This window comes from Streptomyces sp. NPDC014801 (assembly GCF_043082085.1).
Classification (GTDB): domain Bacteria; phylum Actinomycetota; class Actinomycetes; order Streptomycetales; family Streptomycetaceae; genus Streptomyces.
The window spans coordinates 233541-260425 of record NZ_JBIBXG010000002.1; the positions used below are offsets into that span (position 1 = coordinate 233541).

24 protein-coding genes and 1 pseudogene are annotated in these 26885 nt (G+C 74.7%); 12 read left to right on the plus strand and 13 right to left on the minus strand.

Going from position 1 to position 26885, the window contains the following annotated elements; translation table 11 throughout:
- Positions 1 to 201: 201 nt before the first annotated feature.
- Together ACF1AL_RS04570 and ACF1AL_RS04575 are read right to left on the minus strand one after the other, a co-directional pair.
- On the minus strand, positions 202 to 1125 hold the full coding sequence (locus tag ACF1AL_RS04570) for a PmoA family protein (protein WP_391778929.1): 924 nt from the start codon (positions 1123 to 1125) through the stop codon (positions 202 to 204).
- Positions 1122 to 2237, minus strand: coding sequence for a Gfo/Idh/MocA family protein (locus ACF1AL_RS04575; RefSeq protein ID WP_391778930.1), 1116 nt, complete (start codon positions 2235 to 2237; stop codon positions 1122 to 1124). The genes ACF1AL_RS04570 and ACF1AL_RS04575 overlap by 4 nt, the downstream gene beginning before the upstream one ends.
- Positions 2238 to 2441: 204 nt before the next feature.
- Here ACF1AL_RS04575 and ACF1AL_RS04580 point away from each other — a divergent pair, with 204 nt between their 5' ends.
- Positions 2442 to 3554 (plus strand): CapA family protein, encoded by a 1113-nt coding sequence (locus ACF1AL_RS04580; protein WP_391778931.1) that lies wholly within the window; start codon positions 2442 to 2444, stop codon positions 3552 to 3554.
- A gap of 42 nt (positions 3555 to 3596) precedes the next feature.
- Here ACF1AL_RS04580 and ACF1AL_RS04585 read toward each other — a convergent pair whose 3' ends face one another.
- The 5 genes from ACF1AL_RS04585 to ACF1AL_RS04605 all read right to left on the minus strand — a co-directional run bounded on the left by ACF1AL_RS04585 (position 3597) and on the right by ACF1AL_RS04605 (position 8875).
- Entirely contained in the window at positions 3597 to 4580 is a 984-nt protein-coding gene (locus tag ACF1AL_RS04585; protein WP_384209329.1) for a S1C family serine protease, read from the minus strand.
- Positions 4581 to 4763: 183 nt separating this feature from the next.
- On the minus strand, positions 4764 to 6665 hold the full coding sequence (gene htpG / locus ACF1AL_RS04590; RefSeq protein WP_391778932.1) for a molecular chaperone HtpG: 1902 nt from the start codon (positions 6663 to 6665) through the stop codon (positions 4764 to 4766).
- A gap of 215 nt (positions 6666 to 6880) precedes the next feature.
- Positions 6881 to 7522 carry a carbonic anhydrase gene (locus ACF1AL_RS04595; protein ID WP_386585308.1) on the minus strand — a complete coding sequence of 214 codons (642 nt, stop codon included), beginning with the start codon at positions 7520 to 7522 and terminating at the stop codon, positions 6881 to 6883.
- A gap of 38 nt (positions 7523 to 7560) precedes the next feature.
- Positions 7561 to 8235, minus strand: coding sequence for a class F sortase (locus tag ACF1AL_RS04600; RefSeq protein WP_391778933.1), 675 nt, complete (start codon positions 8233 to 8235; stop codon positions 7561 to 7563).
- A gap of 124 nt (positions 8236 to 8359) precedes the next feature.
- Positions 8360 to 8875, minus strand: coding sequence for a hypothetical protein (locus tag ACF1AL_RS04605; RefSeq protein ID WP_391659186.1), 516 nt, complete (start codon positions 8873 to 8875; stop codon positions 8360 to 8362).
- Between the two features lie 508 nt (positions 8876 to 9383).
- Here ACF1AL_RS04605 and ACF1AL_RS04610 point away from each other — a divergent pair.
- Together ACF1AL_RS04610 and ACF1AL_RS04615 are read left to right on the plus strand one after the other, a co-directional pair.
- Entirely contained in the window at positions 9384 to 10361 is a 978-nt protein-coding gene (locus ACF1AL_RS04610; protein ID WP_391778934.1) for a RimK family alpha-L-glutamate ligase, read from the plus strand.
- 169 nt (positions 10362 to 10530) lie between these two features.
- Entirely contained in the window at positions 10531 to 11400 is an 870-nt protein-coding gene (locus ACF1AL_RS04615) for a ribonuclease BN (protein ID WP_391696869.1), read from the plus strand.
- Between the two features lie 39 nt (positions 11401 to 11439).
- Here ACF1AL_RS04615 and ACF1AL_RS04620 read toward each other — a convergent pair whose 3' ends face one another.
- Together ACF1AL_RS04620 and ACF1AL_RS04625 are read right to left on the minus strand one after the other, a co-directional pair.
- The gene (locus ACF1AL_RS04620) at positions 11440 to 11925 is read right to left on the minus strand and encodes an SRPBCC domain-containing protein (protein ID WP_366839976.1); all 486 of its coding nucleotides are present in this window, start codon (positions 11923 to 11925) and stop codon (positions 11440 to 11442) included.
- A complete protein-coding gene (locus tag ACF1AL_RS04625; RefSeq protein WP_366839977.1) occupies positions 11922 to 12293 on the minus strand; it encodes a metalloregulator ArsR/SmtB family transcription factor in 372 nt (123 codons plus the stop codon). The genes ACF1AL_RS04620 and ACF1AL_RS04625 overlap by 4 nt, the downstream gene beginning before the upstream one ends.
- 102 nt (positions 12294 to 12395) lie before the next feature.
- Here ACF1AL_RS04625 and ACF1AL_RS04630 point away from each other — a divergent pair, with 102 nt between their 5' ends.
- Complete coding sequence (locus ACF1AL_RS04630; protein WP_366839979.1) at positions 12396 to 12776, plus strand: hypothetical protein; 381 nt, start codon at positions 12396 to 12398, stop codon at positions 12774 to 12776.
- Positions 12777 to 12850: 74 nt separating this feature from the next.
- Positions 12851 to 13840 carry an NAD-dependent epimerase/dehydratase family protein gene (locus tag ACF1AL_RS04635; RefSeq protein WP_391778935.1) on the plus strand — a complete coding sequence of 330 codons (990 nt, stop codon included), beginning with the start codon at positions 12851 to 12853 and terminating at the stop codon, positions 13838 to 13840.
- A gap of 82 nt (positions 13841 to 13922) precedes the next feature.
- Here the strand turns inward: ACF1AL_RS04635 and ACF1AL_RS04640 are convergent, their stop codons facing one another.
- Both ACF1AL_RS04640 and ACF1AL_RS04645 read right to left on the minus strand, forming a co-directional pair.
- The gene (locus tag ACF1AL_RS04640) at positions 13923 to 15035 is read right to left on the minus strand and encodes a HAMP domain-containing sensor histidine kinase (protein WP_366839981.1); all 1113 of its coding nucleotides are present in this window, start codon (positions 15033 to 15035) and stop codon (positions 13923 to 13925) included.
- A gap of 1 nt (position 15036) precedes the next feature.
- Positions 15037 to 15780 (minus strand): response regulator transcription factor, encoded by a 744-nt coding sequence (locus tag ACF1AL_RS04645; protein ID WP_391778936.1) that lies wholly within the window; start codon positions 15778 to 15780, stop codon positions 15037 to 15039.
- A gap of 114 nt (positions 15781 to 15894) precedes the next feature.
- Here ACF1AL_RS04645 and ACF1AL_RS04650 point away from each other — a divergent pair, with 114 nt between their 5' ends.
- From ACF1AL_RS04650 to ACF1AL_RS04660, 3 genes are all read left to right on the plus strand, one after another.
- The gene (locus ACF1AL_RS04650; protein WP_366839983.1) at positions 15895 to 16602 is read left to right on the plus strand and encodes a glycosyltransferase family 2 protein; all 708 of its coding nucleotides are present in this window, start codon (positions 15895 to 15897) and stop codon (positions 16600 to 16602) included.
- Positions 16603 to 16775: 173 nt separating this feature from the next.
- On the plus strand, positions 16776 to 17393 hold the full coding sequence (locus tag ACF1AL_RS04655) for a DUF2064 domain-containing protein (RefSeq protein WP_391825471.1): 618 nt from the start codon (positions 16776 to 16778) through the stop codon (positions 17391 to 17393).
- Entirely contained in the window at positions 17390 to 18448 is a 1059-nt protein-coding gene (locus tag ACF1AL_RS04660; protein ID WP_391778937.1) for a methyltransferase domain-containing protein, read from the plus strand. Before ACF1AL_RS04655 ends, ACF1AL_RS04660 begins: the two co-directional genes overlap by 4 nt.
- A gap of 337 nt (positions 18449 to 18785) precedes the next feature.
- Here ACF1AL_RS04660 and ACF1AL_RS04665 read toward each other — a convergent pair whose 3' ends face one another.
- Positions 18786 to 20051 carry a molybdopterin-dependent oxidoreductase gene (locus ACF1AL_RS04665; protein ID WP_391778938.1) on the minus strand — a complete coding sequence of 422 codons (1266 nt, stop codon included), beginning with the start codon at positions 20049 to 20051 and terminating at the stop codon, positions 18786 to 18788.
- 128 nt (positions 20052 to 20179) lie between these two features.
- Here ACF1AL_RS04665 and ACF1AL_RS04670 point away from each other — a divergent pair, with 128 nt between their 5' ends.
- Positions 20180 to 21625 carry a hypothetical protein gene (locus ACF1AL_RS04670; protein WP_391779180.1) on the plus strand — a complete coding sequence of 482 codons (1446 nt, stop codon included), beginning with the start codon at positions 20180 to 20182 and terminating at the stop codon, positions 21623 to 21625.
- Between the two features lie 150 nt (positions 21626 to 21775).
- Positions 21776 to 23356, plus strand: a complete 1581-nt coding sequence (locus ACF1AL_RS04675; RefSeq protein WP_391778939.1) for an adenosine deaminase — start codon at positions 21776 to 21778, stop codon at positions 23354 to 23356.
- A gap of 127 nt (positions 23357 to 23483) precedes the next feature.
- Here the strand turns inward: ACF1AL_RS04675 and ACF1AL_RS04680 are convergent, their stop codons facing one another.
- Positions 23484 to 24497, minus strand: a complete 1014-nt coding sequence (locus ACF1AL_RS04680) for a LacI family DNA-binding transcriptional regulator (protein WP_391659175.1) — start codon at positions 24495 to 24497, stop codon at positions 23484 to 23486.
- 366 nt (positions 24498 to 24863) lie between these two features.
- Between ACF1AL_RS04680 and ACF1AL_RS04685 the strand changes: the two are divergent.
- Both ACF1AL_RS04685 and ACF1AL_RS04690 read left to right on the plus strand, forming a co-directional pair.
- Positions 24864 to 25061 (plus strand): annotated as a pseudogene (locus tag ACF1AL_RS04685) (carbohydrate ABC transporter permease); the annotation flags it as partial.
- Entirely contained in the window at positions 25058 to 26866 is a 1809-nt protein-coding gene (locus ACF1AL_RS04690) for a glycoside hydrolase family 35 protein (protein WP_391778940.1), read from the plus strand. The pseudogene ACF1AL_RS04685 and the gene ACF1AL_RS04690, both read left to right, overlap by 4 nt.
- The last annotated feature ends 19 nt before the right edge of the window (positions 26867 to 26885 follow it).

Consider the following 26885-nt stretch of genomic DNA (forward strand, 5'->3'; position numbering starts at 1 on the left):
CCGGATCCCCTGGCAGTTCACCCACTGTTCACCTGCGAAGGCGCCCGCAAGATGCACGCGCCCCCGGGTGGGCCTCCGGCGGGTCACAGCGCCGTGCCGACGGCGGGAAACACGCGCCGGGACCGTCCGGTCCGGGCCGCTACGACCCCGCGGACGTGTCCGGCAGCGTCGTCCCGGGCAGCGGATGCGGGACGGGGCTCGTCACCACGGCAGGCGCTCCAGGTGGGCGGCGACCCGCTCGCGGTCCCAGGCGCCGTCGGCGACGACCACCCGGTAGCGGTAGCCGAAGGACTCCCCCGCAGGGAGCGTGAACTCCTCGAAGAACGCCCAGGAGAACGCGACGGTCGGGATGGGCCGTGCGCGCACGAACCAGTGGGAGGCGTGGATCGCGGAAGCGAGGTCGAGGTTCTCCGGGGCGTGGGCGAAGACCAGCGTGGAGTGCGCGTCGACCTCGTCGTGCTCGGCGGTGAACGCCAGCCAGGCTCCCTGACCGCCCATCACCCGCTCCGCGCCCTCCGCGTCGGCGGTGAAGACGCGGCCGTCGGTGAAGTCGCGCGGGCCGCGCCACTGCAGGCCGGTGTAGCCGGCCATCTCGCGGCCCGCGGTGGTCGGCGATCCGAAGACCAGCGGCTCGCCGCGCACGTTGGTGAGCCGGATCGACCAGTCCAGCGCCCAGGCGCCGGCCGTCTCGTCGACGGCGTGCACCGTGAGGCCGCGCTCCTCGCGCGCCCAGGGCCGCCCGCCGTGCGCGAGCCAGGTCAGTTCCTCGGTGAACGCCAGGCGTTCCCCGTCGGCCGTGAGGGAGGTGAAGCCGTCGTGCCGCATGGAGCCGACCCGGTCGGGCAGGGCGAGATAGCCCTCGCCCGGGACGTAGGAGTTGCCGCCCCAGAAGTTCTGCCCGGACAGATGACTGGCCGTCATCTGCAGCCCCTTGTGCCAGCGGTGGTCATGGGGCCGGTAGCCCGTCACGGTGTGCCCGGCCAGGGTGCGCAGCGGGTGGGTGTACGGCTTGGGCGACTCGAAGGCCTCGGGGTCGGGCCGGTAGACGTACCGCAGGATCTCGACGCCGCTCGCGGCCTCGACCGCGATGTGCTCGCCGTGGACGTGGTGGACGCGGATGCTCACGCGCCCTCCCCGGGGGCCCAGTCGGGGTGGTCGCCGTGCATGGCCGTGTAGTACGGGTCGCCGGGGCCGATCTCGCCGGCCCGTACCGGCGTCCCGGTGAAGGCCGCCTTGTACAGGGCGGCCGCGAACTCCAGGGTGGCCCGCGCCTCGGGTCCGCTGCCGGGTGGCCGCACGCCCCGGTCCCAGGCGTCGAGGAGGGCCGAGAGCTGGGCGGTGTGCGAGCTGGGCACGTCGGCGGCGGGGGCGCGCCAGGCGGCGGCGCGCTCGGGGCCGGCATGCGGGGCCGGGGTGTAGGTCCAGTCGTCGTTGCCGTGCCCGTACAGGTGGGTCAGCTCCACCGTGGCGTCCGCGCAGTCGATGCGGATGCGGCTCACCTCGTCGGGCGAGAGGACGCTGTTGACGACGGTGGCGAGCGCGCCGGAGCGGAAGCGGACCAGGGCGGTGGAGACGTCCTCGCTCTCGGTGTCGTGCACCAGCCGGGCGGCCATCGCGCGCACCTCCTGCCACGGCCCGAGCAGGTGCAGCAGCAGGTCGTACTGGTGGATGCCGTGGCCCATGGTGGGGCCGCCACCCTCGCTCGCCCAGCGGCCGCGCCAGGGCACCGCGTAGTAGGCGGCGTCCCGGTACCAGGTCGTCTGGCAGTGCGCGACCAGGGGCGCGCCCAGCTCGCCGCGCGCGATCAGCTCGCGGGCGTGCTGCGCGCCGGAGCCGTAGCGGTGCTGGAAGACGACCGAGGCGTACGCGCCGGACGCCTGCTCGGCGGCGGCGATGTCGTCGTACTCCGCGAGGGACAGGCACAGCGGCTTCTCGCACAGCACCCAGGCGCCCGCCTTGAGCGCGGCGACCGTCTGCTCCCGGTGCAGCGCCGGCGGTGTCCCGATGAGCACCAGGTCGGGGCGTACGGCGTCCAGCATGGCGCCGGCCGAGGTGAATCCGGCGACCTGCTCGCCGGCGAGCTCCCGGAAGGCGTCCAGCCGGCCCTGGTCCACGTCGACGGCGGCGACCAGTTCCACGCGGTCGGCGTGGGCCCGCAGCGCGGGCAGGTGGCCGCCGCCGACGATGGCGCCGGTGCCGATGACGGCGACGCGGCGGCGGGCGGGGGGCAGGGGCATGCGACGCTCCTCGGGGTCGACGGCGGGCCGGGGCGAGGGCAGGCACGCTCGGGCAGCCGGGAGGATCCTCGAAGGCCCCCTCGACCTCTCCCTAGAAAGCGCTTACCGTCACCCGGAGGACGACCCTAGGCGCCCAGGTTTTCCGGGACAAGCCCCGGACCGGAGATTCCCTTCCTCGACGGCTCCCCGCCGTACCGTGGAGGCATGGGCGGCGGCACCGTGACGCTGTTCCTGTGCGGCGATGTGATGCTCGGGCGCGGCGTCGACCAGATCCTTCCGCACCCCGGCGACCCGGCGCTGCGCGAGGAGTACGTCGACGACGCGCGCGTCTACGTCCGGCTGGCGGAGGCGGCCCGCGGCCCGGTGCCCGCGCCGGTCCTGCCGTCCTGGCCGTGGGGCGAGGCCCTGGCGTGGCTGGAGGCCGAGGCGCCGGACGTGCGGATCGTCAACCTGGAGACCTCCGTGACCCGTTGTGGCGCCTTCGCGCCCGACAAGGCGGTGCACTACCGGATGCACCCGGCGAACCTGCCCGCGCTGCTGATGATCCGCGCCGACGTGTGCGTGCTGGCCAACAACCACGTCCTGGACTTCGGCCGCACCGGCCTCGCGGAGACCCTCGCCGCGCTCGCCGCGGCGGGCCTGCGCACGGCGGGCGCCGGGCCGGACGCCCGGGTGGCGCGGGCTCCCGCGGTGGTGCCGGCCGGCGGCGGCCGGGTGCTGGTGTTCGCGATCGGGACGCGGTGCAGCGGCATCCCGGCGGACTGGGCGGCGGGCGCGGACCGCTCCGGGGTGGCGTATCTGCCCGCCCTGACGCCGGACGCGGCGGACGCCCTGCTGGCACGGGTGTCGCGCGTCAGACGCCCCGGCGATCTCACGGTGGTGTCGGTGCACTGGGGATCCAACTGGGGCTACCGGGTGCCCGCCGCGCAGGTCCGCTTCGCGCACGCCCTGATCGACGGCGGCGTCGACGTGGTGCACGGCCACTCCTCGCACCACCCCCGCCCCATCGAGGTCTACCGGGGACGGCTGATCCTGCACGGCTGCGGCGACTTCGTCGACGACTACGAGGGCATCGCCGGCCACGAGCGGTACCGCGACGACCTGCGCCTGGCCTACCTGGCCACCGTCGAGCGGGCCACGGGCCGGCTGACCGGGCTGCGCGCGCTGCCGCTGCGCTCCCGCCGCATGCGTCTGGAACGGGCACCGCGACCGGACCGGGAGTGGCTGCGGGAGGTGCTGGACGGCATCAGCGAGGGGGTGCGGATCGGAGTGGCGGACGACGGGGTGCTGGTGGGGTCCGTGGAGGGTCGAGGGTGAGGGGATCGCGAGCGTCCCGGCACCGCCGCCCCGTGGACCGGCTCAGTCCTCCGCGACCAGCTCCACCGGGGTCGCGATCACGTCCACGAGGGCGTCGCCGCGCAGGGCGGTCAGGGCGAGCGGGCGGCCGATGGCGTCCTCCAGCATCCGGCGCTGGAGGGCCTGGGCGCTGCCCACCGGTTCGCCGTCGGCGGTGAGCAGCAGGTCGCCGGTGCGCAGCCCGGCGCGGGCGGCCGGGGAGGCCGGGACGACCTCGGCGACCCGCAGTCCGGTGCGCCGCCCGGTGCGGTCCCGCAGCCGCGGCGGCAGCGGGGCGGGCGTACCGGCGATGCCCAGGTAGGCGCGGCGCACGCGGCCGGCGGACAGCAGGGCGGTGATGATCTGCCGGCTGGTGGCGTTGACCGGGATGGCGAGGCCCAGGCCGACGTCCGCGATGGCGGTGTTGATGCCGACGACCGCCCCGTCGGCGGTGGCGAGTGCCCCGCCCGAGCTGCCGGGATGGAGGGTGGCGTCGGTCTGGACGACGTCGTCCACGACCCGGGTCGCGGCGCCCTCGCTGGTCGGCAGGGACCGGCCGAGCCCACTGACCACCCCGGCGGTGACGCTGCCGGCCAGCCCGAGCGGGTTGCCGACGGCCACCACCAGCTGCCCGACCCGCAGGGAGTCGGCCTCGCCGAGCCGGACCGGCGGCGGGGTCGGCCCGTCGGCGCGGACGACCGCGAGGTCCGAGAGGGGGTCGGCGCCGATGACGTGGAACGGCACGGTGGTGCCGTCGGCGAAGGAGGCCGTGCCGGCGTCGGAACGGCCCACGACATGCGCGTTGGTCAGCAGGAACCCGTCGTCGGTGAACACCACGGCGGACCCCGTGCCCCGTACGAACCGCCCCCGGCTCCACCGGTGCGCGACGGTCACCGCCGCCACTTTGGGCGTCAGCTCGGCGGCCACCGAGGTGACGATCCGCGAATACGCGTCGAGCGCGAACCGCTCCTCGCCGGAGCGGTCGGGCTCGGAGAGAGTCTCGGCCACGGCGCGCCCCCTTCCGCCGGTCCAGAAGGCGCCGATTACATCCTTACACCTTTGCGCGGGCGCGCGGGAGAGGTGTGCACGGCCCCGCGCTGTCCCCCGTCGCGCGGCGCACGGTCGCGCGGCGCACGGAGCTGGTGCGCCCTGCGGGGCTCGTGCGCCGCGCGGGGCGGGGCCGGCGGGTGGCTACAGGCCCCGTTCCAGCCGTTCCGCCACCAGCTTCACGAAGCGGGCGGGGTCCTTGGGCTGGCCGCCCTCGGCGAGGACCGCCAGGGTGTGCAGCAGTTCGGTGGTCTCGGTGAGGGCGGTGCGGTCCCCGGAGTCCTGCTGGAAGGCCCGGTTCAGGCCCTGCACCAGGGGGTGGCCGGGGTTGAGTTCCAGGATGCGCTTGGTGCGCGGGACCTCCTGGCCCATCGCGCGGTACATGTTCTCCAGCGCGGGGGTCAGGTCGTCGGCGTCGGAGACCACACAGGCCGGGGAGACGGTGAGCCGGGAGGACAGGCGGACGTCCTTGATGTCCTCGGCGAGCTGCTCCTTCATCCAGCCGAGCAGAGCGGCGTAGCTCTCGGCCTGCTTCTCCTTCTCGCCGTCGGCCTGCTGCTCGTCCTTCCCGTCGAGGTCGATCTCGCCCTTGGCGACCGAGCGCAGCCGCTTGCCCTCGAAGGCGCCCACCGTGTCGGCCCAGACCTCGTCGACGGGGTCGGTGAGCAGCAGCACCTCGATGCCCTTGGCGCGGAAGGCCTCCATGTGCGGGGAGTTCTCCACGGCCTGCCGGGACTCGCCGGTGACGTACCAGATGTCCTCCTGGCCGTCCTTCATCCGCTCCACGTACGCCTTGAGGGTCGTCGGTTCCTCGGCGCTGTGGGTGGAGGCGAAGGAGGCGACGGCGAGGAGGGTGTCGCGGTTCTCGGCGTCGGTGACCAGGCCCTCCTTGAGGACCGCGCCGAACTCCCGCCAGAAGGTGGTGTAGCGCTCGGGGTTCTTCTCGCGCATCTCCTTGACGGTGGCGAGGACCTTCTTCGTCAGGCGGTTGCGCATCGCGCGGATGTGGCGGTCCTGCTGCAGGATCTCCCGGGAGACGTTGAGGGAGAGGTCCTGCGCGTCGACGACGCCCTTGACGAACCGCAGGTAGGGCGGCAGCAGCTCCTCGCAGTCGTCCATGATGAACACGCGCTTGACGTACAGTTGCAGGCCGCGCCGGAAGTTCTGGGTGAACAGGTCGTGCGGGGCGTGGGAGGGCAGGAACAGCAGGGCCTGGTACTCGAAGGTGCCCTCGGCCTGGAGGCGGATCGTCTCCAGCGGGTCGCGCCAGTCGTGGCTGATGTGCTTGTACAGCTCGTGGTACTCGTCGTCGGACACCTCGTCGCGCGAGCGCGCCCACAGCGCCTTCATCGAGTTCAGCGTCTCGGGCTCGGGCGCCTCGCCGCTCTCGCCCTGGGGCTGCACCAGCTTCACCGGCCAGGTGATGAAGTCCGAGTACCGCTTGACGATCTCCCGGATCTTCCACTCGGACGTGTAGTCGTGCAGTTGGTTCTCGGGGTCCGCGGGCTTGAGGTGGAGGGTGACGGCGGTGCCCTGCGGGGCGTCGTCGACCCGCTCCAGGGTGTACGTCCCCTCGCCGCGGGAGGACCAGCGGGTGCCCTGGCTCTCGCCGGCCCGCCGGGTCACCAGGGTCATCTCGTCGGCCACCATGAAGCCGGAGTAGAAGCCGACGCCGAACTGGCCGATGAGGCCCTCCGCGCCGCCCTCGGCCTCGGCCTCCTTCAGCTCCTTGAGGAACTGGGCCGTGCCCGAGTTCGCGATCGTGCCGATGAGCCGCCCGACCTCGTCGTAGGACATGCCGATGCCGTTGTCCCGCACGGTGAGGGTACGGGCGTCCTTGTCGGCCTCGATCTCGATGTGCGGGTCGGACACGTCCGCGTCGAGCGTGTCGTCCCGCAGCTTGGCCAGGCGCAGCTTGTCCAGCGCGTCGGAGGCGTTGGAGACGAGCTCCCGCAGGAAGACGTCCTTGTTCGAGTAGACCGAGTGGATCATCAGCTGGAGCAGCTGACGGGCCTCGACTTGGAACTCAAACGTTTCGGTCGCCATGGTTCGCGCATACCTCACAGATGGCTTTGCCTTACGGTCACCTTCGGTGGCCCTGACTGGTGCCTGTCACTTTAAAACACCTGGTCAGGCCGGAACGGGTGACTTTCGGACGCACGCGGGCGAACCCCGCGGTCGCGCCTCGGCCCGGCGCCGCTGGTCCTCGCCGCCATCAGCAGGAACGGGCCGGCCGCCATCGGCCGGCCCGTCGGAGGGGGTCAGGAACGGGCGGGCTCGGCCACGTCGAGGCCGCGGGCGGCGACGATGCGGGCGCTGCCGTCGACCAGCCGGTAGCACAGGCCGACCACGGCGGCCTTGCCCGACTCGACGCGCTCGGCGAGGTCGCGGGACCGCTCCAGCAGCAGGTCGACGGTGCGCTTTATGTGCTCGTCGAGCGCCGCCTCCACGCTGGTGTCGCCGGCCGCGCGGGCGGCGAACACGCTGGGCGTGACCCGCTCGACGACGTCGCGCACGAAGCCGCCCGGCGTCTGACCGTTCTCCAGGGCGTTGCAGGCGGCGGTGACGGCACCGCAGGAGTCGTGGCCGAGGACGACGACCAGCGGGGCGTCGAGGACGCTCACGCCGAACTCGATGGAGCCGAGCACCTCGGAGCCCACCACATGGCCCGCCGTGCGCACCACGAACAGGTCACCGAGACCACGGTCGAAGATGATCTCGGCGGCCAGCCGGGAGTCCGAGCAGCCGAAGAGGACGGCGAACGGCTTCTGGGAGGGGGCGGTCTCGGCGCGGCGGGCGGCGTCCTGGTTCGGGTGCTGGGGGGTACCGGAGACGAATCGCTGGTTGCCGTCGAGGAGCAGATCGAAGGCCTCGCGGGCGGTGAGGGTCGGCGCATCAGTCATGGCCACAGATTACTGGGTGCGGTCGGGCGGTGCCGGAGTCAGGCCAGGTGGCCGAAGACGACGAGGTTCTGGGTGTAGTCGCGGGCCGATCGGTCGTAGCTGCCGGCGCAGGTGATCAGGCGCACCTGGGACTGCGGGGTGTCGGCGTAGACGCGGTCGCTCGGGAAGTCGTCCTTGTCGTACGTCTCCGCGCTGTCCACGACGAAGGCGGCGCGGCGCCCGTCGGCGCGGTCCACGTAGATCAGGTCGCCCTTGCGCAGTTCGTACAGACGGGCGAAGACGGCCGCGGAGGTCTTGGTGTCGACGTGCCCGGCGATCACCGAGGTGCCCGCCTCACCGGGCGAGGGGCCCTTGGCGTACCACCCGACGAGGTTGGTGTCGTCCGGCGGGGGCGGCTGGAGCCGTCCGCTCGCGTCGATGGCGAGGTCGGTGAAGGGGGCGTCGACCGCGATCGCGGGGATGAGCAGGCGGGTCGGCCGGGAGCGGGGCAGATGACGCCCCGAGTCGGCGGGGGCTGCCGTGGGCGGGGCGGCGACGGCGGGCGCGGCGTGCGGCCGGGGCCCGGCGCCGGGTGCGGAGGTGCCCTGGTTGCCGGCGAGGGCGACCACGGCGACGAGCGCCACGGCGGCCCAGAAGAGGGTCGCGAGGGTACGCGGTCCGCGTCGGGGCTGCTGCTCGTCCGTGTCGGGGGAGGTCGGGGGGTTTGCTGCCATCGGAACACCACCTCATTCGGGCACGGCAGCGGCGAGAACCGGGGGATGGAGCGGCGGGGCCGCCGCCGGCTGGATGCGCGTGCGGCGGCCCGTGGGGCTATGTCGGCTATGTCGTCGGGCATGGTCAGGCCACGCTTCCGGAGACCTTCTTGCGCCGCAGCGCGTACAGGCCGGCACCGGCCACGGCGACGGCGGCCAGCCCGCCGGCGGTGACGCCCGGGTTGGCGAGCGCGCCGCCACCGGTGTGCATGCCGCCGCGCGGCTTGTCGTGCTCACCGCTCCAGCCGCCGCTGTCCTGGCCGCCGCCCCAGCTGTCGTTGCCGGGGGTCTTGCCGCCCCAGTCGGAGCCGCCGTTGTCCTTCTTGTACGTCTCCGGGTCCTGCTTGGGGTCCTTGGGGGTGCCCCAGTCGTCGTTGGAGAGCAGGGTCAGCGCTCCGCCACCCGTGTGCATTCCGCCGTGCGGCTTGCCGTGGCTGCTGTCCTTGTCGTGCTCCTTGCCGTAGGAATTGTCGTGCTCCTTGCTGTAGGAGGAGGAGTCCTCGTGGTCCCAGCCACCGGAGCCCTCGGCGTAGGCCGGTGCGGCGATGGCGAGGGCCGCGGTGGCCGTCGCGGTGGCGAGCAGGATGCGGGCAGAACGCATTCGACAGTCCTTCCGTCGCGGCCGGGCAGCCGACGCCTTGTCAGCTGGAGAGACCCGGCCCTGGCGTGATCCACCGTCAGTCACAACCGGCCCGGGCACCATTCAGGGCGCTCACACGGGTTACGACCCCACCCCGGACGGCGGCATCCGGCCCTCCGCGCGCCGGCCGGCGGCCTGGTCCCGGGCGTCTGGACAGGGCGGGGGCGCGAGCGGGTCGGGTGTCAAGGCGGCTGCCGGGCAGGCGGCGGCGCGGCCGGTGCAGTGCGTCCGGCCGGGACCCCGGGTGTGCGCCCTGGTACGGGCCCCTTCGCCGCGCCTACAGTGTGACGCCCCTGGTCACCGGCTCCCGCCCCGGTCGCCGCCCGCATCCGCCCGCCGGGCGGGAGCGGCGTGACGCGCCAGGTGCCGGCGATCGCCCTTGTGAACGGCACACCACCCCGTAGCTCGCCCCGGGCCGCGCCGCCGTGCGCGCACGGCCCGCGCGCGTCGTATGCCGCAGGAGGCCGCTGTGTCCCGACCCCGTGTCGCTCTGATCGCCGACCCCACCTCGCCCGAGGGCTGCCGGGAGTACCTGGCCGGCGCCGTCGAGCTGCTCACCGGTGCTCCCCCGCTGCGCCTGGACTCCCGGCACTTCGCCACCGGCGGCGCCGGGCGGGCCGTGCCGGAGGGCGGGCGGTTACGGCTGCTGGTGCCGGACGAGGGCGTGGACGTGGTGCCGGACGTGGTCGTGCTGTACGAGATCCCGCCCGAGCGCAGGCGTGAACTCGCGCCGTTCCAGCGGCTGTTGGCACGCCACGGGGTGGCGCCTCTGGTGGGCACTCCGGAGGCCTGGCGGACGGCGACGGAGAAGGACCGCACGATCGCGCGGTTCGCGCGGGACGGGGTGGCCCACATGGAGACCGTGGTGCTGTCCCGGCCGGGCCGGCAGGAGGCCGCGGCGGCCTTCGACAAGCTGGGGCGGGACGTGTGGGCGCGGCCGGTGATCGGCACGGGCGGCAACGACACGTTCCACATCACCGGGCCGCGGCAGCTGGAGCGGGCGGCCGCGTTCTACGCCGAGCGGGGCACGGACTGGCTGCTGTCGCGGGACGCGGGGAACTTCACGGCGGACGGGCGGCGCCACCAGTTCCGGGTGTTCGTGCTGCACGGCCGGATCGTGCACGCGCGCGAGCATCTGCAGCCGGCACTGGACACCCCGTGCAACACCTGCCAGGGCGCCACTCCGGTGCCGATCGCGCCGGCGGACCTGCCGCCCCGGCTGGCTCAGCTGGCCGTGGCGGCGACCGCCTCGGTGGGGCTGCCGTTCGCGGGCGTGGACCTGGCGGTGGAGCACGGCGGGGTCGTCTTCGAGGTGAACGTGCAGCCCGCGTTCGTCGACGGGGAGCTGCCGACGGTGGCGGTGCCCTACGTCCGGGCGCATCTGGAGGCCGTGCCGGGGGCGGACGCCGGTGGCCGGGCCGCGGCCCGCGCGGTGTCGGAGGCCTGAGCCCCTGAGGCACCAGGCACCAGGCACCAGGCACCAGGCACCAGGCACCAGGCACCAGGCACCAGAGGGATCATCCGATCGGCCTTCCGCGGGCGACTGGCCGCGGACAGCGGGGCCAGTAGGCTGCTGATGAGCGCTGTCCGTGCGGGAGCCGACGGAAGAGCACCCTGTGAACAGAAGTCTGCGCGTGCTGTGGCAGGGAGTGGGATGGGTCAAGGACCACCACCTCCTGCGGCGCGGCAGGGAGCTGGAGCTGATGCACCGGGCCATGGGGTTCGCCACCCTGGCCCTGGTCACCCTGGCTCCCCTGCTCATCGTGGTGGCCGCCGCGGATCCGCTGCAGCGCGGCGGATTCTCGGCGTGGCTGGCCGACGGCATGGGACTGCACGGCCGGTCCGCGAAGATCATCACCGACATCACCACGCCGCCCAACAACGTGGTGAACTCCACGAGCGTCCTGGGCGGTCTGGCGCTGGCCGTGTTCGGGGTGTCCTTCGCGGGCAGCGTGCAGAACGGCTACGAGCGGATCTGGAACCTGCCGCCGGGGCCCTGGCACAAGATCTGGCGGCAGGCGGCCTGGCTGTTCGCGCTGACCGTGTACCTGTACCAGGAGGTGCAGACCCGTGAGGCGCTGAGCGGGCCGGAGCGGATCGCCCTGTCGACGGCGACGGGGATCCTGTTCTTCTGGTGGGGCCAGTACTTCCTGCTCGGCGGGCAGGTGCGCTGGCTGCACCTGCTGCCGGGCTCGCTGGCCACGATGATGGGCCTGGTGGGCCTGAGAGGCTTCTCCTACCTCGTCTTCACACCGCTCATCGTCGACAACGCGGTCAGCTACGGCACGGTCGGCATCGTCCTCGTCGTCGAGTCCTGGCTGATCGGGGTGGGGTTCGTGGTCTACGGCGGCTCGATGTTCGGCCATTGGCTCTACGAACACCATCTGTGGGGCCGCGATGCCGGGAAGCCCCCCGAGGAGCCACGCACCCGCCCCCCACGCGAACAACCCCCCGGCGCCGACCCGGGCCCACCCCGCCGCCGCTGACGGGGGGCGGGGTGGGCCGAAGACTTGCCCCCACCAGGGTCAGGCGGGGAGGAGGGCGTCGATCTGGGCGACGGCCTGCTGGAGGCCCTCCTCCATGCCCATCGTCATCAGCTGGTCCATCTGCTCGCGCGAGTCGAACGCGGAGCGCATCTCCATGCGCGTGCCGCCCTCGTGCGCGGTCAGCCGCACCCGCACCGACATGGTGGGCATGCTGTCGGCCGGCTTGCCGTCCTCGTCGGCGAAGCCGTCGGTGAACTCCAGCAGCTCCGGCGGGGTGACGGTGGTGACGCGCCACCAGCCGCGGTACTTCTCGCCCTCGGGTCCGGTCATGAAGTACCGGACCTCACCGCCCGGGGTCAGGTCGTGCTCCTCGACGGTCGCCGGGTAGCTCGGCGGACCCCACCAGCGCTCCAGCCGGCGCGGGTCGGCCCACAGCTGCCAGACCTGCTCGACCGGCGCGCCGAAGTCGGCGACCAGGGTGAGGGTGAGGTGGTCGAGGTCCTTGTCGACGCTGGTGACGCTCATTGCCGCTGTCCTTCCGTGTCCTGTGCCGCGGTGGCGGAGTCCTGGGCGAGCAGCCGGGACATGCGGTCCACGCGCCCGCGCCAGGCCGACTCCAGTTCGTCGAGCACCTGCCGTGCCCGGCCGACCGCGTCGGGATCCGTGTGCACGAGCTGCTCCCGTCCGCTGCGCTGCTTGGTGACCAGGCCGGCCCGCTGCAGCACCGCGACGTGTTTCTGTACGGCGGCGAAGCTCATGGGATAGGCGTCGGCCAGCCGCGACACGGACACCCCGCCGGTGAGGCAGCGCCGGAGTATGTCGCGCCGGGTGGCGTCGGCCAGCGCGTGGAACAGGCGGTCCACCGCTTCGTCGCCCACTTCATCTACAACCATTTGGTTGTACGTTAGCGCGGTGCGGCCCCGGCGGCAAGCCGGCGGGCGCGTGCCGTGGCGTTCCGGCAGCCCGCACCGCCCCCTCCTCGATAGAGTCGGTGCATGTCACACCCTGACAAGCTGCTCGTCGCGATCGCCTCGCACGTGGAGTCCGGGCACAGCAACCAGATGTCGCTGACCGTCGTCGTGGACGGAGCCGTGATCACCGGGCGGCTCGCCCCCGAGGCGGCCTGGCGCGAGCGCGTCGCCGAAGTGCTGCGGGACTCCGCGCGGCTCGGCAGGTTCGCCGGGATCTTCACCGCGCAGCCGCAGGAGGAGGACGACCCCGGCGACCGGCACCGGCCGCCCACCCATCTCCACTTCCACCTGGCGCGGATCATCCAGGGCACCACCGGCATCCCGGAGAGCGGCGGCATGTACCGCGTCGCCATCGAGGACGTCACCGCCTGGACCATCGGGGACGTCCGCTACTCGGACGCCTGACGCGGGCCTTACGAAGCCGTGACGTGCCGGGACGGCGAGCGCCGGACCGCCCGCGGCGGGCCTAGCCTGCGGCCATGCGTGTACTGGTCACCGGCGGTGCCGGGTTCATCGGGTCCCATGTCGTCGAGGCGCTGAGCGCGCGCGGGCACGACCCCGTGGTCTTCGACGTGCGCACGGACCCCGGGGCGGACGTGCGCGACCCGGCGGCGGTCGGGCGGGCGCTGGCCGGCGTCGACGCCGTGTGCCACCAGGCCGCCATGGTCGGCCTCGGCACCGGCTTCGCGGACGCCCCGGAGTACGTCTCGCGCAACGATCACGGCACCGCCGTACTGCTCGCGGCCATGGCCGGGGCCGGAGTGCGGCACCTGGTGCTCGCCGGGTCGATGGTGGTGTACGGGGAGGGGCGGTACGGCTGTGCCGCGCACGGCGTGGTGCGTCCGGGGCCGCGGGCCGTCGCCGACCTGGCGGAGGGGCGGTTCGAGCCGCGCTGCCCGCGCTGCGGCGGGGATCTGGAGCCCGGGCTCGTCGCGGAGGACGCCCCGGCCGACCCCCGCAACGTGTACGCGGCGACGAAGCTCGCCCAGGAGCATCTCGCGGCCGCCTGGGCGCGCTCCACCGGCGGTACGGCCGTGTCGCTGCGCTACCACAACGTGTACGGCCCGCGGATGCCGCGCGACACCCCCTACGCCGGGGTGGCGTCGTTCTTCCGTTCCGCCCTGGGGCGGGGCGAGGCGCCCCGGGTGTTCGAGGACGGGCGGCAGCGGCGCGACTTCGTGCATGTGCGGGACGTGGCCGCGGCCAACGTGGCGGCGCTGGAGGCCCCTTCCGCCCCGGGGGCGCTGACGGCCTACAACACCGGCAGCGGCGAGCCGCGCACCGTGGGCGACCTGGCCCGCGCGCTCGCGGCGGCCTCCGGCGGGCCCGCCCCCGTCGTGACCGGCGAGTACCGGCTCGGCGACGTCCGGCACATCACGGCGGACTCCGCCCGGCTGCGCGCGGACCTCGGCTGGCGGCCGCGGGTGACCTTCGAGGACGGGATGCGGGAGTTCGCGGCCGGGGCCTGAACGGCCGGGCGCCCGGCGCGCCGTCAGGCACCGGCCGTCGCGGGCGGGGGGCGGCGGCCGGTCAGCGGATGTGCCCGGGACGTCACGCCTCGGCCGTCGGCAGGGTCACCTCGAAGCGGCAGCCGCCCCCGACGTTGCGCACGGCGGCCCGGCCCTGGTGGGCCTCCACGATGCCGCGGACGATGGCCAGTCCGAGGCCCGCGCCGGCCGGCGGGGTCCGCGCGTCGGAGCCGCGCCACCCGGTGTCGAACACGCGGGGCAGGTCCTCCTCGGGGATGCCGCCGCAGCCGTCGGTCACCGACAGCACCACGCCGTCCGGGGCGCGTTCGGCGGCGACCGCGACCGTGCCGTCCGCCGGGGTCCGCCGGATCGCGTTGATCAGCAGGTTGCCCAGCACCCGGCTCATCTCCTTGCCGTCGACCTCCACGGGCAGCGGCTCGACCCGGTCGCCGACCAGCCGCACGCCGTGCTCGCGCGCCAGCGGGCCGGCCCCCGCGAGGGCGTCGCCGACCAGGTCGTACACCGACATCCGGGAACGGCTCAGGGCGAGGGTGCCGGCGTGGATGCGGGACAGTTCGAACAGGTCGCCCACCATGTCGTTGAGGCGTTCCACCTCCGTGCGCATCTGCCGCAGGTAACGGCCGGGGTCGGCGGCCACCCCGTCCTCCAGCGCCTCGGCCATGGCGCGCAGACCGGCCAGCGGGGTACGCAGGTCGTGCGAGATCCACGCGACGAGCTCGCGGCGGGAGGACTCCAGGGCGCGTTCGCGCTCCCGGGACTCGGCGAGCCGGGCGCTGGTGGCCGCGAGTTCCCGGCTGAGCTGGTCCAGTTCGGCGGTCGTCGGGCCGGCGGGCGCCGCGAAGGAACCGCCGTCGCCGAAGGAGCGGGCGGCCAGGGCGAGTTCCCGGCTGCGGGCCACCACCCAGCGGCCCAGCAGCAGCGCGGTGGCCAGGGAGACGACCGCGGCCATCGCCACGACGGTGGTGACGACGCTCAGGTCGTGCGCGGACAGGAACATCGCCTCCGCCACCGCGAGGGTGCCGGCGAGCATCGCGCCCACCGCCACCGCCGCGACCACGGCGAGCGAGGCGGTCAGCGAGCGGCGGCGGATGAGCCGCAGGACGCCCGCTCCGGCCAGGCCGGTGGCGGCGGCGCCGCAGAAGGCGTATAGGGCGATGAGCAGCGTGTCGGACACCTCAGCGCTCCTCGCCCCCGGCGGGGTCGAACCGGTAGCCGACCCCCCACACGGTCTGGATCAGGCGCGGCCGGGCCGGGTCGTCCTCGACCTTGGCGCGCAGCCGGCGCACATGGACGGTGACCGTGGACAGGTCGCCGAAGTCCCAGCCCCACACCTCGCGCATGAGGTCCTCGCGGCTGAAGGCGTGCCCGGGGTGGCGCAGGAAGAAGGCGAGCAGGTCGAACTCCCGCAGGGTCAGGGCGAGTTCGGCGCCGTCGCGGGTGGCGCGGCGGGCGGCCGGGTCGAGCGCGAGTCCGGCCGCGGTGACCGGGCCGGGCGGCGGTCCGGGCCGGGTGCGGCGCAGCACCGACCGCACGCGCAGGACCAGTTCGCGGGGGCTGAACGGCTTGGTGACGTAGTCGTCGGCGCCGACCTCCAGGCCGAGGACGCGGTCGTCCTCGTCGCCGCGGGCGGTGAGCATGATCACCGGCACGGGTCCGCGCTCGCGCAGCCGGCGGCACACCTCCAGGCCGTCCATGCCGGGCAGCATCAGGTCGAGGACCACCAGGTCGGGGCGGTTGCGCTCGGCCTGGTCGAGCGCGCCGGGCCCGTCCGCGGCGCGGTCCACGGCACAGCCGGCGCGGACCAGGTAGCCGGCGACGACCTCGGCGACGGTGGGGTCGTCGTCGACGACCAGGACCCGCGCCGAGGATGCCGTCCGGTCGTCGCCGGCGAGCTGCGGGGAGGGGTGCGGCTGCTGCATGGGACCAGCCTCGCACCGGGTGGGTGCCGGTGCCGCACCGGTGGCGGACCAGCGCTGCGATGTCCGTGTTTCGTAAGGAGGCGCGGCCCGGAATGCCGGTTTTGCGTCCGTAGGGTGAGTGCCGTGACGACCTCTTCCGCCCCTTGCGGCGTCGATGTGATCCTGCCCTGCCTGGACGAGGCGGAGGCGCTTCCCTGGGTCCTGGCCCGCGTACCCCGCGGCTGGCGGGCCCTCGTCGTGGACAACGGCTCCCGCGACGGCTCCGCGGAGCTGGCCCGCGAGCTCGGCGCGACCGTCGTGCACGAGCCCCGGCGCGGGTTCGGGGCCGCCTGCCACGCGGGACTGCTCGCGGCACGCGCGGACATCGTCTGCTTCTGCGACTGCGACGGCTCCCTCGACCCGGCGCTGCTGGAGCCGTTCGTACGGGAGATCCGCTCGGGCGCGGCCGATCTGGTCCTCGGCCGGCGCCGGCCCCAGGGCCGCGGCAGCTGGCCGGTGCACGCCCGCGCCGGGAACCTCGCCCTGTCCCGTCTCGTGCGCCGCCGCACCGGGGTGCGCCTGCGCGACCTCGGCCCGCTGCGCGCCGCCCGCCGTGAGCCGCTGCTCGCCCTGGGGCTGACCGACCGGCGCAGCGGCTACCCGCTGCAGATGGTCGTGCGGGCCGCCGACGCCGGCTGGCGCATCACCGAGCACGACGTGCCGTATCTGCCGCGCACCGGCGCCTCCAAGGTGACCGGCACCTGGCGCGGCACCTGGCAGGCGGTACGGGACATGAGCCGCACCCTGGCCGAGCCGGCGACGGACGGGGGGCGGCAGCGGTGACCTCCTACGACGCGAGCGGCGACCGGGACCGCTCGGAGGCCGGGGCCGGCGGGGACGACCCCTCGGGGGCCGGGGCCGGCGGGGACGACCGCCTGCGGACGACGGGCCGGGACGGGGACCGCTCGGACAGGGCGGGCGGCAGGGGTGGTCCGGCGCGGGCGGAGGCGGTGCCGGTGGGCACGCTGGTCGTCATCGCCAAGGAGCCCCTGCCGGGCCGCGTGAAGACGCGGCTGACCCCGCCGTTCACGCCCCGGCAGGCCGCCGCGCTCGCCGAGGCCGCCCTCGCCGACACCCTGGCCGCCGTGGCGGCGACGCCCGCCGCCCGGCGCCTCCTCGTCCTCGACGGCACTCCCGGGCCGTGGCTGCCGGCCGGGTTCGACGTCGTACCGCAGTGCGCCGGCGGGCTGGACCGGCGGCTCGCCGACGCCTTCGCCGGGTGCGACGGCCCGGCCCTGCTGATCGGCATGGACACCCCGCAGGTGACACCGGAGCTGCTCGCCGTGGACTTCGCCGGCTGCGACGCGTGGTTCGGGCCCGCCGAGGACGGCGGCTTCTGGGCCCTGGGCCTGGCGGCGCCCGACCCCCGGCTGGTGCGCGGCGTGCCGATGTCGACGCACGTGACCGGTGCCGTGCAGCGGGAGCGGCTGCGCGCCGCGGGGTTGCGGGTGCGTGAACTGCCCCGGCTGCGCGACGTGGACACCGCCGACGACGCGGCGGCCGTCGCCCGCGAGGCGCCGCACGGCCGTTTCGCCGCCCGGCTGGTCCGCCTCACGGCGGGTTCCGGCCGGTGAGCGGGCACGCGGCGCCGCCCCCTCGCGCCGGGCGGCGGGCTCCGGAGGCGGCAGGCATCCGGCACGGCGGCGCCTGGGCCGGGGACGAGCCCTACGCCGGTGCGCTGCGCGCCGGGCGCGGACCGCTGTTCCTGCGGCGGGCCGACGGCCGGCTGCTGCCGCTGGAGGTGGAGCGGTGGTGCGCGAACGCCGACGCGGTGGACCTGGACGTGCTGGACCGGTGCGAGGGTGCCGTCCTCGACGTCGGCTGCGGGCCGGGACGGCTGGTCGCCGCGCTCGCCGCGCGCGGACGGCCGGTGCTCGGCCTCGACGTCAGCGAGGCGGCCGTCGCCCACACCCTGCGCCGGCTCCCCTCCGCGCCCCGGCCCGCGAACGCCGGCGCACCCGGCCCGGATCCGGACGGCACTCCCCCGCCCGGCGGGGCGGCCCGGGCCGGCCGAGCCGACGGCCGGCCCTCCCCGCCGGGAACGGCGATCCCGGCCCTCGCCCGGACGCCGTCCGCGTCACCCCGCCCGCCGGCAGCCGTTCCGCACCCGGCGCGACGCGCCACGGGGACGGACCCCGGCGCCGCGCACCGGCCGGGTGACGGCCGAGCGGCGCGTGCGGCGCACGCGGTGTGCCGTTCCGTCTTCTCGCCGCTGCCCGACGAGGGCCGCTGGGGCACGGCGCTGCTGCTGGACGGCAACATCGGCATCGGCGGTGATCCCGGTGCCCTGCTCGCCCGGCTGGCCCGCGTGCTCGTGCCGGGCGGACTGGTGCTCGCCGAGACCGCGCCGGTGGACGTCGACGAGCGGCTCACCGTCCGGCTCACCGACGCCGGGGGCGGGACCGGGCGCCCCTTCCCCTGGGCGCGGCTGGGCACTCCGGCCCTGGTGCGACGCGCGGTGTTCGCGGGCTGGCGGGCGGACGCTCAGTGGTCGGCGGGCGGCCGGTGCTTCGTCGCCCTGCGCGCCCGCCACACCAGCACCACCGCGGAACCGCCGAAGAGGGCGGCGCTGATCAGCAGCCAGCGGGTCGCGAAGCCGTCCGCCGGCAGCCCGGCCGCCAGCCGGTAACGGCCCGCCACCTGGCCGCTGATCAGCGGGAACCACACGAGCAGCAGCAGTCCGGACAGCGCGGCCGGAACCCGCAGGTACCCCGCCCACGCCCGGTTGCCGGCCGCCCCGCACGCCCGCACCAGGGCACGGTCCGCGGCGGCGTACAGCGGCAGCAGCACCAGGTCGTGCAGAAGTGCCGCGCCGGCGAACCAGAGGACGACGCCGAGCCGGTCGCCCGCCAGCAGCCGCACCCCGGCGTAGGCGGCGAGGGCGAAGGAGCAGGCGAGGAGCAGCAGTTGGAGGGGGCTGCCGAGGGCGGCACGGCGGCGCCGCGCAAAACCGGGGCGGTGCGGCATCACAGGTCTCCGAACGTCATACGGGCCACCCACTTGGTGTTCAGCACGCCCGGCGCGGCCGGGACGACGACCCGGGCCGGATGGCCGTGGTCCGGGGTGAGCGGCTCGCCGTTGACGGACAGGGCGAGCAGCGAGCGGCCGTCGGCGACCTGGGCGGCGCTCAGCGCGGCCCGGCGGAAGGCGCCGTGCCGCTGGAGCGACTCCACCAGCACGTCGGCCGCCTCGTCGTACCCGACGAGCGCGGCGAGGTCGCACAGCCGTACGCCGCGCCACCACTGGTCCGAGGTCGACCAGCCCTCGACGCACGCGATCGGCAGCGCGGCGCTGTGCTGCGGCAGCCGCAGCAGGTCGCCGCGGGTGAGGCGGACGGTGCCGGTGCGGCCGGTGACGGTCAGCCGCCACACCTCCTCGTCCGTCTCGGCGGCGTCGATCCCGGCGTAGGCGGCCGTCTTGTTGATCTGGAAGCCGCCCGGGCCGCCGCCCGGTTCCTCGAAGCCGTGCGGGGCGAGCAGCGCGGTGCGCCGCAGCGGCCCGTCGAAGCTGCGCCCGGCGCTCGTCGCGAACAGCAGCAGCGAACCGCCGCCGACCAGCCACAGCGCCCCGCGCCGAGACACGCTCGGCGGATCGGGGCGGGGTGCGACCAGATCCGCGCCGACGGCCGGGGGCGAGGCACCGACCGCCGGGGGCGCGGCGGGGTCGCGCCGCCGCCGCACGGTCCGCACGGCCGCCGGCACCCGCAGCGCGGCGTGCACGGCGAACGCGGCGAAGAACACCCAGGCGCCGTAGAAGTGCAGCGGGTAGAAGGAGCCGGGGAAGACGTAGTCGAGCTGGACGTTGAGGACGCCGGTGGTGAACTCGAACAGCGCTCCCCCGACCAGCAGCAGCAGCGAGATCCGCTCCAGGGCGTGCGTGAGCGACCGGGCCGGCGGCAGCGCGAACAGCTTGGGCACCACCGACCACAGCTTGGCCAGCAGCACCGGGATCAGGGTGATCCCGAGCGTGACGTGCACCCCCTGGGTGAGCCGGTACAGCCAGACCGGGCTGGTCGGCCAGGAGAACAGGTAGAAGCCCAGGATTCCCTTGCCGGGCGTCTCGTCGTTCACCGGGGACAGCCCCGGGTTGTAGGCGGCGTAGGACACCAGACCGGTCACGAACAGCACGGTGACGCCGATGAGCAGCACCAGGCCGAGGACGGAGGTGAACCACGGTCCGCGCAGCGGGCTGCGCCAGAAGCCGGGCGAGGTGGGGAGCCGTTGGTCGCGCATGAGCCGACGGTAGGGCGCGAAGGGCACGGTGGCGGGGTCGCGACCCATGACGAAACGCTGACGTCGCGCCGTCGAGGCAGCGGCCGGGCCCCGGGGCGCCCTAGCGTGCCGGTGTGAACCGTGCCCCCCTGCGTGACCTCCGCCCTCCCCGCGGCCGCGGCCCCCGTGGCCCCCGCCGTCGCGCCCTGCCGGGAGACCTGTACGCCGTCGCGGCCGCCGCCCTGCTCGTGGCGGCGGCGGTGCTCGTCGGCCGCCGTATCCAGGACAGCCGGCACGTCCTGTTCGTCGACTGGCCGCCGCTGGTCGGGACCTGGGGCCCGCACACCGGCCCCGGCACGCCCGCCGCGCTCGCGGTGGCCGCCCTCCTCGTGGGGTACGGCCCGGTCGTGGCCGCCCGCCTGCCGTGGCGGGTCCTGCTCGCGGCCGTGTGGGGTGCGGCGCTGGCCTGGATCTGGTCGCTGGCCCTCGTCGACGGCTGGGACCGGGGCGTCGTCGGCCGGCTCACCACCCGGCACGAGTACCTGCGGGTCGTCGGCCGCTTCCACGACATCCCGGCCGCCCTGCGGGACTTCACCCACCACATCCTGCTGCACGCGCCGGACAACTGGCCCGCCCATGTGGCCGGGCATCCGCCGGGCGCGACCCTGACCTTCGTGCTGCTGGACCGGGCCGGGCTGCACGGTGGTGGCTGGGCGGGGGCCTGGTGCATCACGACCGGCGCCACGGCGGGTGTGGCCGTGCTGGTCGCCGTACGGCTGCTGGCCGGGGAACGGCTCGCGCGGCGGGCGGCGCCGTTCGTGGTCCTCGCCCCGGCGGCGGTGTGGTTCGGCACGTCCCCGGACGCCTACTTCGCCGCGGTCGCCGCCTGGTCGGTGGCGCTGCTGGCGCTGACGGTGACCGGGCGGCCGGGCCCGCGGTCGGGGGCGGCGGCGCTCGGGGCGGGACTGCTGTTCGGACTGACCTGCTACCTGTCGTACGGCCTCACGCTGATCGCCCTGATCGGGGCGGCCGTGGTCCTGCTCGCCCGGCCGCCGGCCCGCGAGCTGCTGCGCGCACTGCCCTGGGCGCTCGCCGGTCTCGCCGTGATGCCGCTGCTGTTCGGCCTCGCCGGGTTCGACTGGTGGGAGGCGTACCGGCTGCTGGTCCGGCGCTATTACCAGGGTGCCGGGGGCGTCCGCCCGTACGGCTACTGGGTGTGGGCGAACCTGGCCTGCACCGTGCTGGTGGTGGGAGCGGCGACCGTGGCGGGGCTGCGGCGGGTGGGCGCCGTACTGCTCCATGCCCGCGGGGGCCGCGGGACGGGCGCGGCGGGCGGGCGGCCGGCGGGGCCCGCATCCGCGCTCGGCGGCCGGTCGGCGAAGTGGCGGCTGGGGGTGCTCGTGGGCGCGGCGTTCCTTGCGCTGCTCGTCGCCGATCTGTCCGGCATGAGCAAGGCGGAGACGGAGCGGATCTGGCTGCCGTTCGCGGTGTGGCTGCTGCCGGCGGGTGCGCTGCTGAACCGGCCCCGGGCCTGGCTCGCCGCCCAGGCGGTGCTGGCCCTGCTGCTCAACCACCTGCTGTGGACGGGGTGGTGAGGACCGGGTCGGGGTGCTGGCGGGCAGCGGCTGCCACGCCCGGCCGGGCGGCAACGCAGGTTGACGGATGTGTCACCTGGACGGGTGATCATCCGGCGTGAGCGGTGTGCTGCGGGGACGTGCGCGCCATCGCGCGATGATCATCGTGCCGTGACGCATCACTCCTCCCGACTCCCCCGCCGCGGCCTTCTGTTCACCGCCGCGCTCGGTGTGCTGAGCCTGCTGCCCCTACCGCCCGCGCACGCCGCCGCGTCCGCGCCGCGGCCCACCACGCCGTCCGAACGGAGCACCGACGCCTATCTGAACGTCGTCCGCGACGACCCGCGGCTGCTGCGCCGCTTCGCCGAGGCCATGCCCAAGGGCGGTGACCTGCACAACCACCTCTCCGGTGCGGTGAGCACCGAGTACCTCATCGAGCTCGCCGCCGAGGACGGGCTGTGCGTCGACACGGCGACGATGACGGCCGTGACCCCGCCGTGCGGGCCCGGCACCCGGCCCGCCGCCGACGCGCGCACCGACCGCGCGTTCCACGACGCGCTGGTGCGGGAGTGGTCCATGCAGGACTTCCCGCCGGACGGCAACGGGCACGACCACTTCTTCGACACCTTCGGCAAGTTCGGCGAGGTGACCTGGCGGCATCGCGGCAAGCTGCTCTCCGCGGTCGCCGACGACGTCGTGCGCAACAACCAGTTCTATCTGGAGACCATGGTCTCGCCGGCCTCCGAGAGCGCGAAGAAGCTCGCCGGCCAGGTGGGCTGGGACGGCGATCTGGCGCGACTGCACGGCAAGTTGACCGCGGACGGCAAACTGGACGCGCTGGTCGCCGAGGCCCGCAAGGAGGCCGACGACGGCGACGCCGAGTTCCGGGCCGCGTCGCGGTGCGGGACGCGGCAGGCGCGGCCGGGGTGCGGGCTGCAGGTGCGGTGGATCTCCCAGGTGTCGCGGGGCAGTTCGCCGGAGCGGGTGTTCACGCAGATGGCGCTCGGGATGCGGCTGGCCGAGCGGGACCCGCGGTTCGTCGCGGTCAACCTCGTGCAGCCGGAGGACTGGGACAGCTCGCTGCGCGACTACAGCCTGCAGATGCGGATGGTGCGGTACCTGCGGACGGTCTACCCGAAGGCCCATGTCACGCTGCACGCGGGCGAGTTGTGGCCGGGGCTGGTGAAGCCCGCCGACCTGAAGTTCCACATCGCCGAAGCGGTCGACATCGCCGGGGCGGAGCGCGTCGGGCACGGCGTGGACCTCGTGCACGAGGACGGCTGGCAGCGGACCGCGCGCACGATGGCCGACCGGGAGGTCGCCGTCGAGGTGCCGTTCAGCAGCAACGCGCAGATCCTCGGGGTGCGGGGCGCCGACCATCCGTTCACGACGTACCGCGCGTACGGCGTGCCGGTGGTGCTGGCGACCGACGATCCCGGGGTGAGCCGGATCGACATCAGCCACGAGTACGCGTACGCGGCACGGACGTACGGGCTGTCGTACCCCGAGCTGAAGGATCTCGCGCGGGCGTCGCTGGAGTACGCGTTCCTGCCGGGGCAGAGCCTGTGGCGGGGCAACCCGACGCGGGAGGGGTACGCGGTCGTCGCGGCCTGCCGCGGCGAGGAGCCGGGGCGTGCGCCTCGGGGTGCGGCGTGTCTCCGGCTGCTGGCGGGGAGCCCCAAGGCTGCGGTGGAGTGGCGGCAGGAGGGGGCGTTTCTTCACTTCGAGCGGACGGTGGGGATGGTGCGGTAAGGGGGAGGGGGTGGGGCCGTCGTTTGGTGGGTGCGGCGAGATGCCTGCGGCGGCCCCTGCCTGTCCGGTGGGGGCCGGTGCAGCGCCTGCGGTGCGTCGGGGCCGGGGCGGGGGGGTGTCCCCCCGGTCAGGCGCGGGTCGTGCTGGCTCGGACGATCAGTTGGGGTTCCACCAGCGCCGGTTCGGGCACCGCGTGGGGGTCTTCGATGTGGCGCAGGAGGTGGGCCACGGCCAGGGCGCCCATCTGGGTGAAGGGCTGGGCGACCGTGGTGAGCGAGGGGGAGCAGTACTCGGCGAGCTCGATGTCGTCCACGCCGACGACCGAGATGTCCTCGGGGACGCGGCGGCCCAGTTCGTGCAGGGCCCGGATCACGCCGAACGCCATCTCGTCGCTGGCGACGAAGACCGCCGTGGCGTCGGGGATGCGGCCGAGGATGAGGCCGTTGCGGTAGCCGGAGGCCGGTGACCAGTCGCCCTCCAGCGGGGGCGGGACCGGGCGGCCGGCCTCCTCCAGGGTGGTGCGCCAGCCGTCGCGGCGGGCCGCGGCCTCCAGCCACTCCTCGGGGCCCGCGATGTGCCAGACCGTCTCGTGGCCGAGGTCCAGCAGGTGGCGGGTGGCCAGACGGGCGGCGAGGGTCTGGTCGACGGCGACCACCTCCGTGGCGGCGGTGCGCGAGCCGTCGATGGTGATGGTGGGGACGCTGCCGGTGAGCTGTTCGATGCGCGGGCTGGTGTGGGCCAGCGGGACGGACAGGATCACGCCCTCGACGTCCTGTTCGGCGAGGCGGGACAGGGCGCTCTCGATGGCGGAGGTGTCGAGGGAGGCCGTCGTCGCCGTGCTGACGGTGTATCCGGCCTCGCGGGCCGCGTTCTCGATGCCGGAGGTGACGGCGGCGCGGGAGTAGAAGGTCGTCTGCAGGGTCACCACGCCGATCGTGCGGCTGCGGCCGGAGGACAGCGCGCGGGCCGCGCTGTTGCGGCGGTAGCCGAGCTGTTCCACGGCGGCCAGCACCTTGGCGCGGGTCTTCTCCTGCACGTTCGGATGGTCCGACAGCACCCGCGACACGGTCTGCGCCGAGACCCCCGCGAGCCGGGCCACGTCCGTCATCGCGGGCGGCCGCTCCCCGTCGGCACTGCGCATCGCTCACGCCCCTTCCCCAGGTCAGAACCCCTTGATGGTATCGCCCACACGCTGGGCGCTTTCGCTGCTCCTGCAGAGCGTTGGCATCGATAACATTTTCTGCCATAGTTGCCGCCGTCGGCGCGCTGCCCGGAGGTGGGCGTCGCCCCTTCGCACGGCTTCGCGGAGCCCTTTCTCCGCCCGATCGACGCCTACAGGAGACGCCATGAAGTGGTCGGTTGCCCGTCTTGCCGGGGCGGGGCTCGCCCTTGCCCTGGCCGCCACCGGATGCTCCGGGGCCGGTTCGGGCGCGGAGTCCTCCACGGGAAGATATCGATAACATATTGGCCGAGGCACTGGAGGCGGCCCGGAGGGACGGGCCGTCGGCTGCCCGCGATGGTGCTGGGCGACGACCGCCTCCAGCCGGTCACCGTCGGCCTGGTCGGCTGGAACGCCAGCCATGTCGCGGTGCCGCCGCCGCTGGTCGTCGTCGGATCGCTGGTGTCCGTCGTCCCGCTGCTGATCGCCTTCCTCGCCCTGCAGCGCTTCTGGCGCGCGGGCATGACCGCCGGAGCCCTCAAGTGACCCTCTCCCCCACCGCCGTCCAGGCGGCGCCCCTGCTGACGTACGCCGACGGCACCCTGCTGAGGGACGGACGCCCGCACCGCGTCCTGTCCGGCTCGCTGCACTACTTCCGGGTCCACCCCGGGCAGTGGGCCGACCGGCTCGACCGGCTCGCCGCGCTCGGGCTGAACACCGTGGACACCTATGTGCCGTGGAACTTCCACGAGCGCACCCCCGGTGAGGTCCGCTTCGACGGCTGGCGGGACGTGGCCCGTTTCCTGCGGCTGGCGCAGGAGCGGGGGCTCGACGCGATCGTGCGGCCGGGGCCGTACATCTGTGCCGAGTGGGACAACGGCGGGCTGCCGGCCTGGCTGACCGGCCTGCCCGGCATGCGGCCGCGCACCTCGCACCCGGCGTTCCTGGAGGCGGTGGCCCGCTGGTTCGACGCGGTCGTGCCCCGCATCGCGCAGTTGCAGGCCGGGTGTGGCGGGCCGGTCGTCGCGGTGCAGATCGAGAACGAGTACGGCAGTTACGGCGACGACCGGGACTATGTGCGCTGGGTGCGCGACGCGCTCGTCGAACGGGGTGTCACCGAGCTGCTCTACACGGCCGACGGGCCGACGCCGCTGATGCAGGACGGCGGCAGTGTGCCGGGGCACCTCGCGGCCGCCACGTTCGGTTCGCGTCCCGAGCAGGCGGCGGCGCTGCTGCGGTCGCGCCGCCCGGGCGAGCCGTTCCTGTGCGCCGAGTTCTGGAACGGCTGGTTCGACCACTGGGGCGAGAAGCACCACGTCCGCTCGGCCCGCAGCGCCGCCGAGGACGTCGGCGGCATCCTCGACGAGGGCGGCTCGCTCAGTCTGTACATGGCGCACGGCGGCACCAACTTCGGCCTGTGGGCGGGCGCCAACCACGACGGGGAGCGGCTGCAGCCGACCGTCACCAGCTACGACTCGGACGCGCCGATCGCCGAACACGGCTCACTCACCGAGAAGTTCTTCGCGCTGCGCGAGCGCCTGGCCGCCGTGCGCGGCACCGAACTGCCCCCGGTGCCCGCCGACCCGCCCGTGCTGGCGCCGCGGACCCTGCCCGTCACCCGGGGCGCCGCACTGCTGGACGCGCTGCGCGCGGCGGGCACGGCGGTGCGCGCCCCCGCGCCGCTCGCTTTCGAGGAGCTCGGGCAGTCGTCCGGCCTGGTGCTGTACGAGGCGGAGCCGCTGCTGCCGGAGGGCGGCCACGTGGTGACGGTGACCGGACTGCACGACCGGGCCCAGGTGTTCGTCGACGGCGTCCCCGTGGCCGTACTGGAGACGGAGACCGCGTCGTTCACCGTGCGCGGGACCGGGGCCCCGGTCCGGCTCGCGCTGCTGGTGGAGAACCAGGGGCGGATCAACTACGGGCCGCTGCTCGGCCAGGGCAAGGGCATCCTCGGCGGGGTGCGGGTGGAGCGCCGGCTGGTGCACGGCTGGACCATGTACCGCCTGCCCCTGGACGAGTGGTCGCCCCGGGACCTGGCGGCCGCCGCGGCGGCGGCACCGGCCGGCGGGCGGGCCGGCTTCGCCACCGCGCGGCTCACCGTCGACGAGCCCGCCGACGCCTTCCTCGCCCTCCCCGGCTTCGGCAAGGGCTTCGCATGGGTCAACGGCACCCTGCTCGGGCGGTACTGGCACATCGGCCCGCAGACCACGCTGTACGTCCCGCGGCCGCTGCTGCGCGCGGGCGAGAACTCCGTGACGGTCCTGGAGCTCGAACACCTCGGGGAGCACCTGGCCCTGGAAGCCGGTCCGCGCCTGGGGCCGCCCGAGGAGTACGTCGAGACCTTCGACTGACCGGCCCTCCCGTCCCCGC

What these genes read in the sequence shown, in the direction of transcription:
- ACF1AL_RS04575 (WP_391778930.1), bottom strand. Translation starts at nt 2,237, where the DNA reads ATGCCCCTGCCCCCCGCCCGCCGCCGCGTCGCCGTCATCGGCACCGGC.
- ACF1AL_RS04580 (WP_391778931.1), top strand. Translation starts at nt 2,442, where the DNA reads ATGGGCGGCGGCACCGTGACGCTGTTCCTGTGCGGCGATGTGATGCTC.
- htpG (WP_391778932.1), bottom strand. Translation starts at nt 6,665, where the DNA reads ATGGCGACCGAAACGTTTGAGTTCCAAGTCGAGGCCCGTCAGCTGCTC.
- ACF1AL_RS04595 (WP_386585308.1), bottom strand. Translation starts at nt 7,522, where the DNA reads ATGACTGATGCGCCGACCCTCACCGCCCGCGAGGCCTTCGATCTGCTC.
- ACF1AL_RS04600 (WP_391778933.1), bottom strand. Translation starts at nt 8,235, where the DNA reads ATGGCAGCAAACCCCCCGACCTCCCCCGACACGGACGAGCAGCAGCCC.
- ACF1AL_RS04605 (WP_391659186.1), bottom strand. Translation starts at nt 8,875, where the DNA reads ATGCGTTCTGCCCGCATCCTGCTCGCCACCGCGACGGCCACCGCGGCC.
- ACF1AL_RS04620 (WP_366839976.1), bottom strand. Translation starts at nt 11,925, where the DNA reads ATGAGCGTCACCAGCGTCGACAAGGACCTCGACCACCTCACCCTCACC.
- ACF1AL_RS04625 (WP_366839977.1), bottom strand. Translation starts at nt 12,293, where the DNA reads ATGGTTGTAGATGAAGTGGGCGACGAAGCGGTGGACCGCCTGTTCCAC.
- ACF1AL_RS04630 (WP_366839979.1), top strand. Translation starts at nt 12,396, where the DNA reads ATGTCACACCCTGACAAGCTGCTCGTCGCGATCGCCTCGCACGTGGAG.
- ACF1AL_RS04635 (WP_391778935.1), top strand. Translation starts at nt 12,851, where the DNA reads ATGCGTGTACTGGTCACCGGCGGTGCCGGGTTCATCGGGTCCCATGTC.
- ACF1AL_RS04645 (WP_391778936.1), bottom strand. Translation starts at nt 15,780, where the DNA reads ATGCAGCAGCCGCACCCCTCCCCGCAGCTCGCCGGCGACGACCGGACG.
- ACF1AL_RS04665 (WP_391778938.1), bottom strand. Translation starts at nt 20,051, where the DNA reads ATGCGCGACCAACGGCTCCCCACCTCGCCCGGCTTCTGGCGCAGCCCG.
- ACF1AL_RS04680 (WP_391659175.1), bottom strand. Translation starts at nt 24,497, where the DNA reads ATGCGCAGTGCCGACGGGGAGCGGCCGCCCGCGATGACGGACGTGGCC.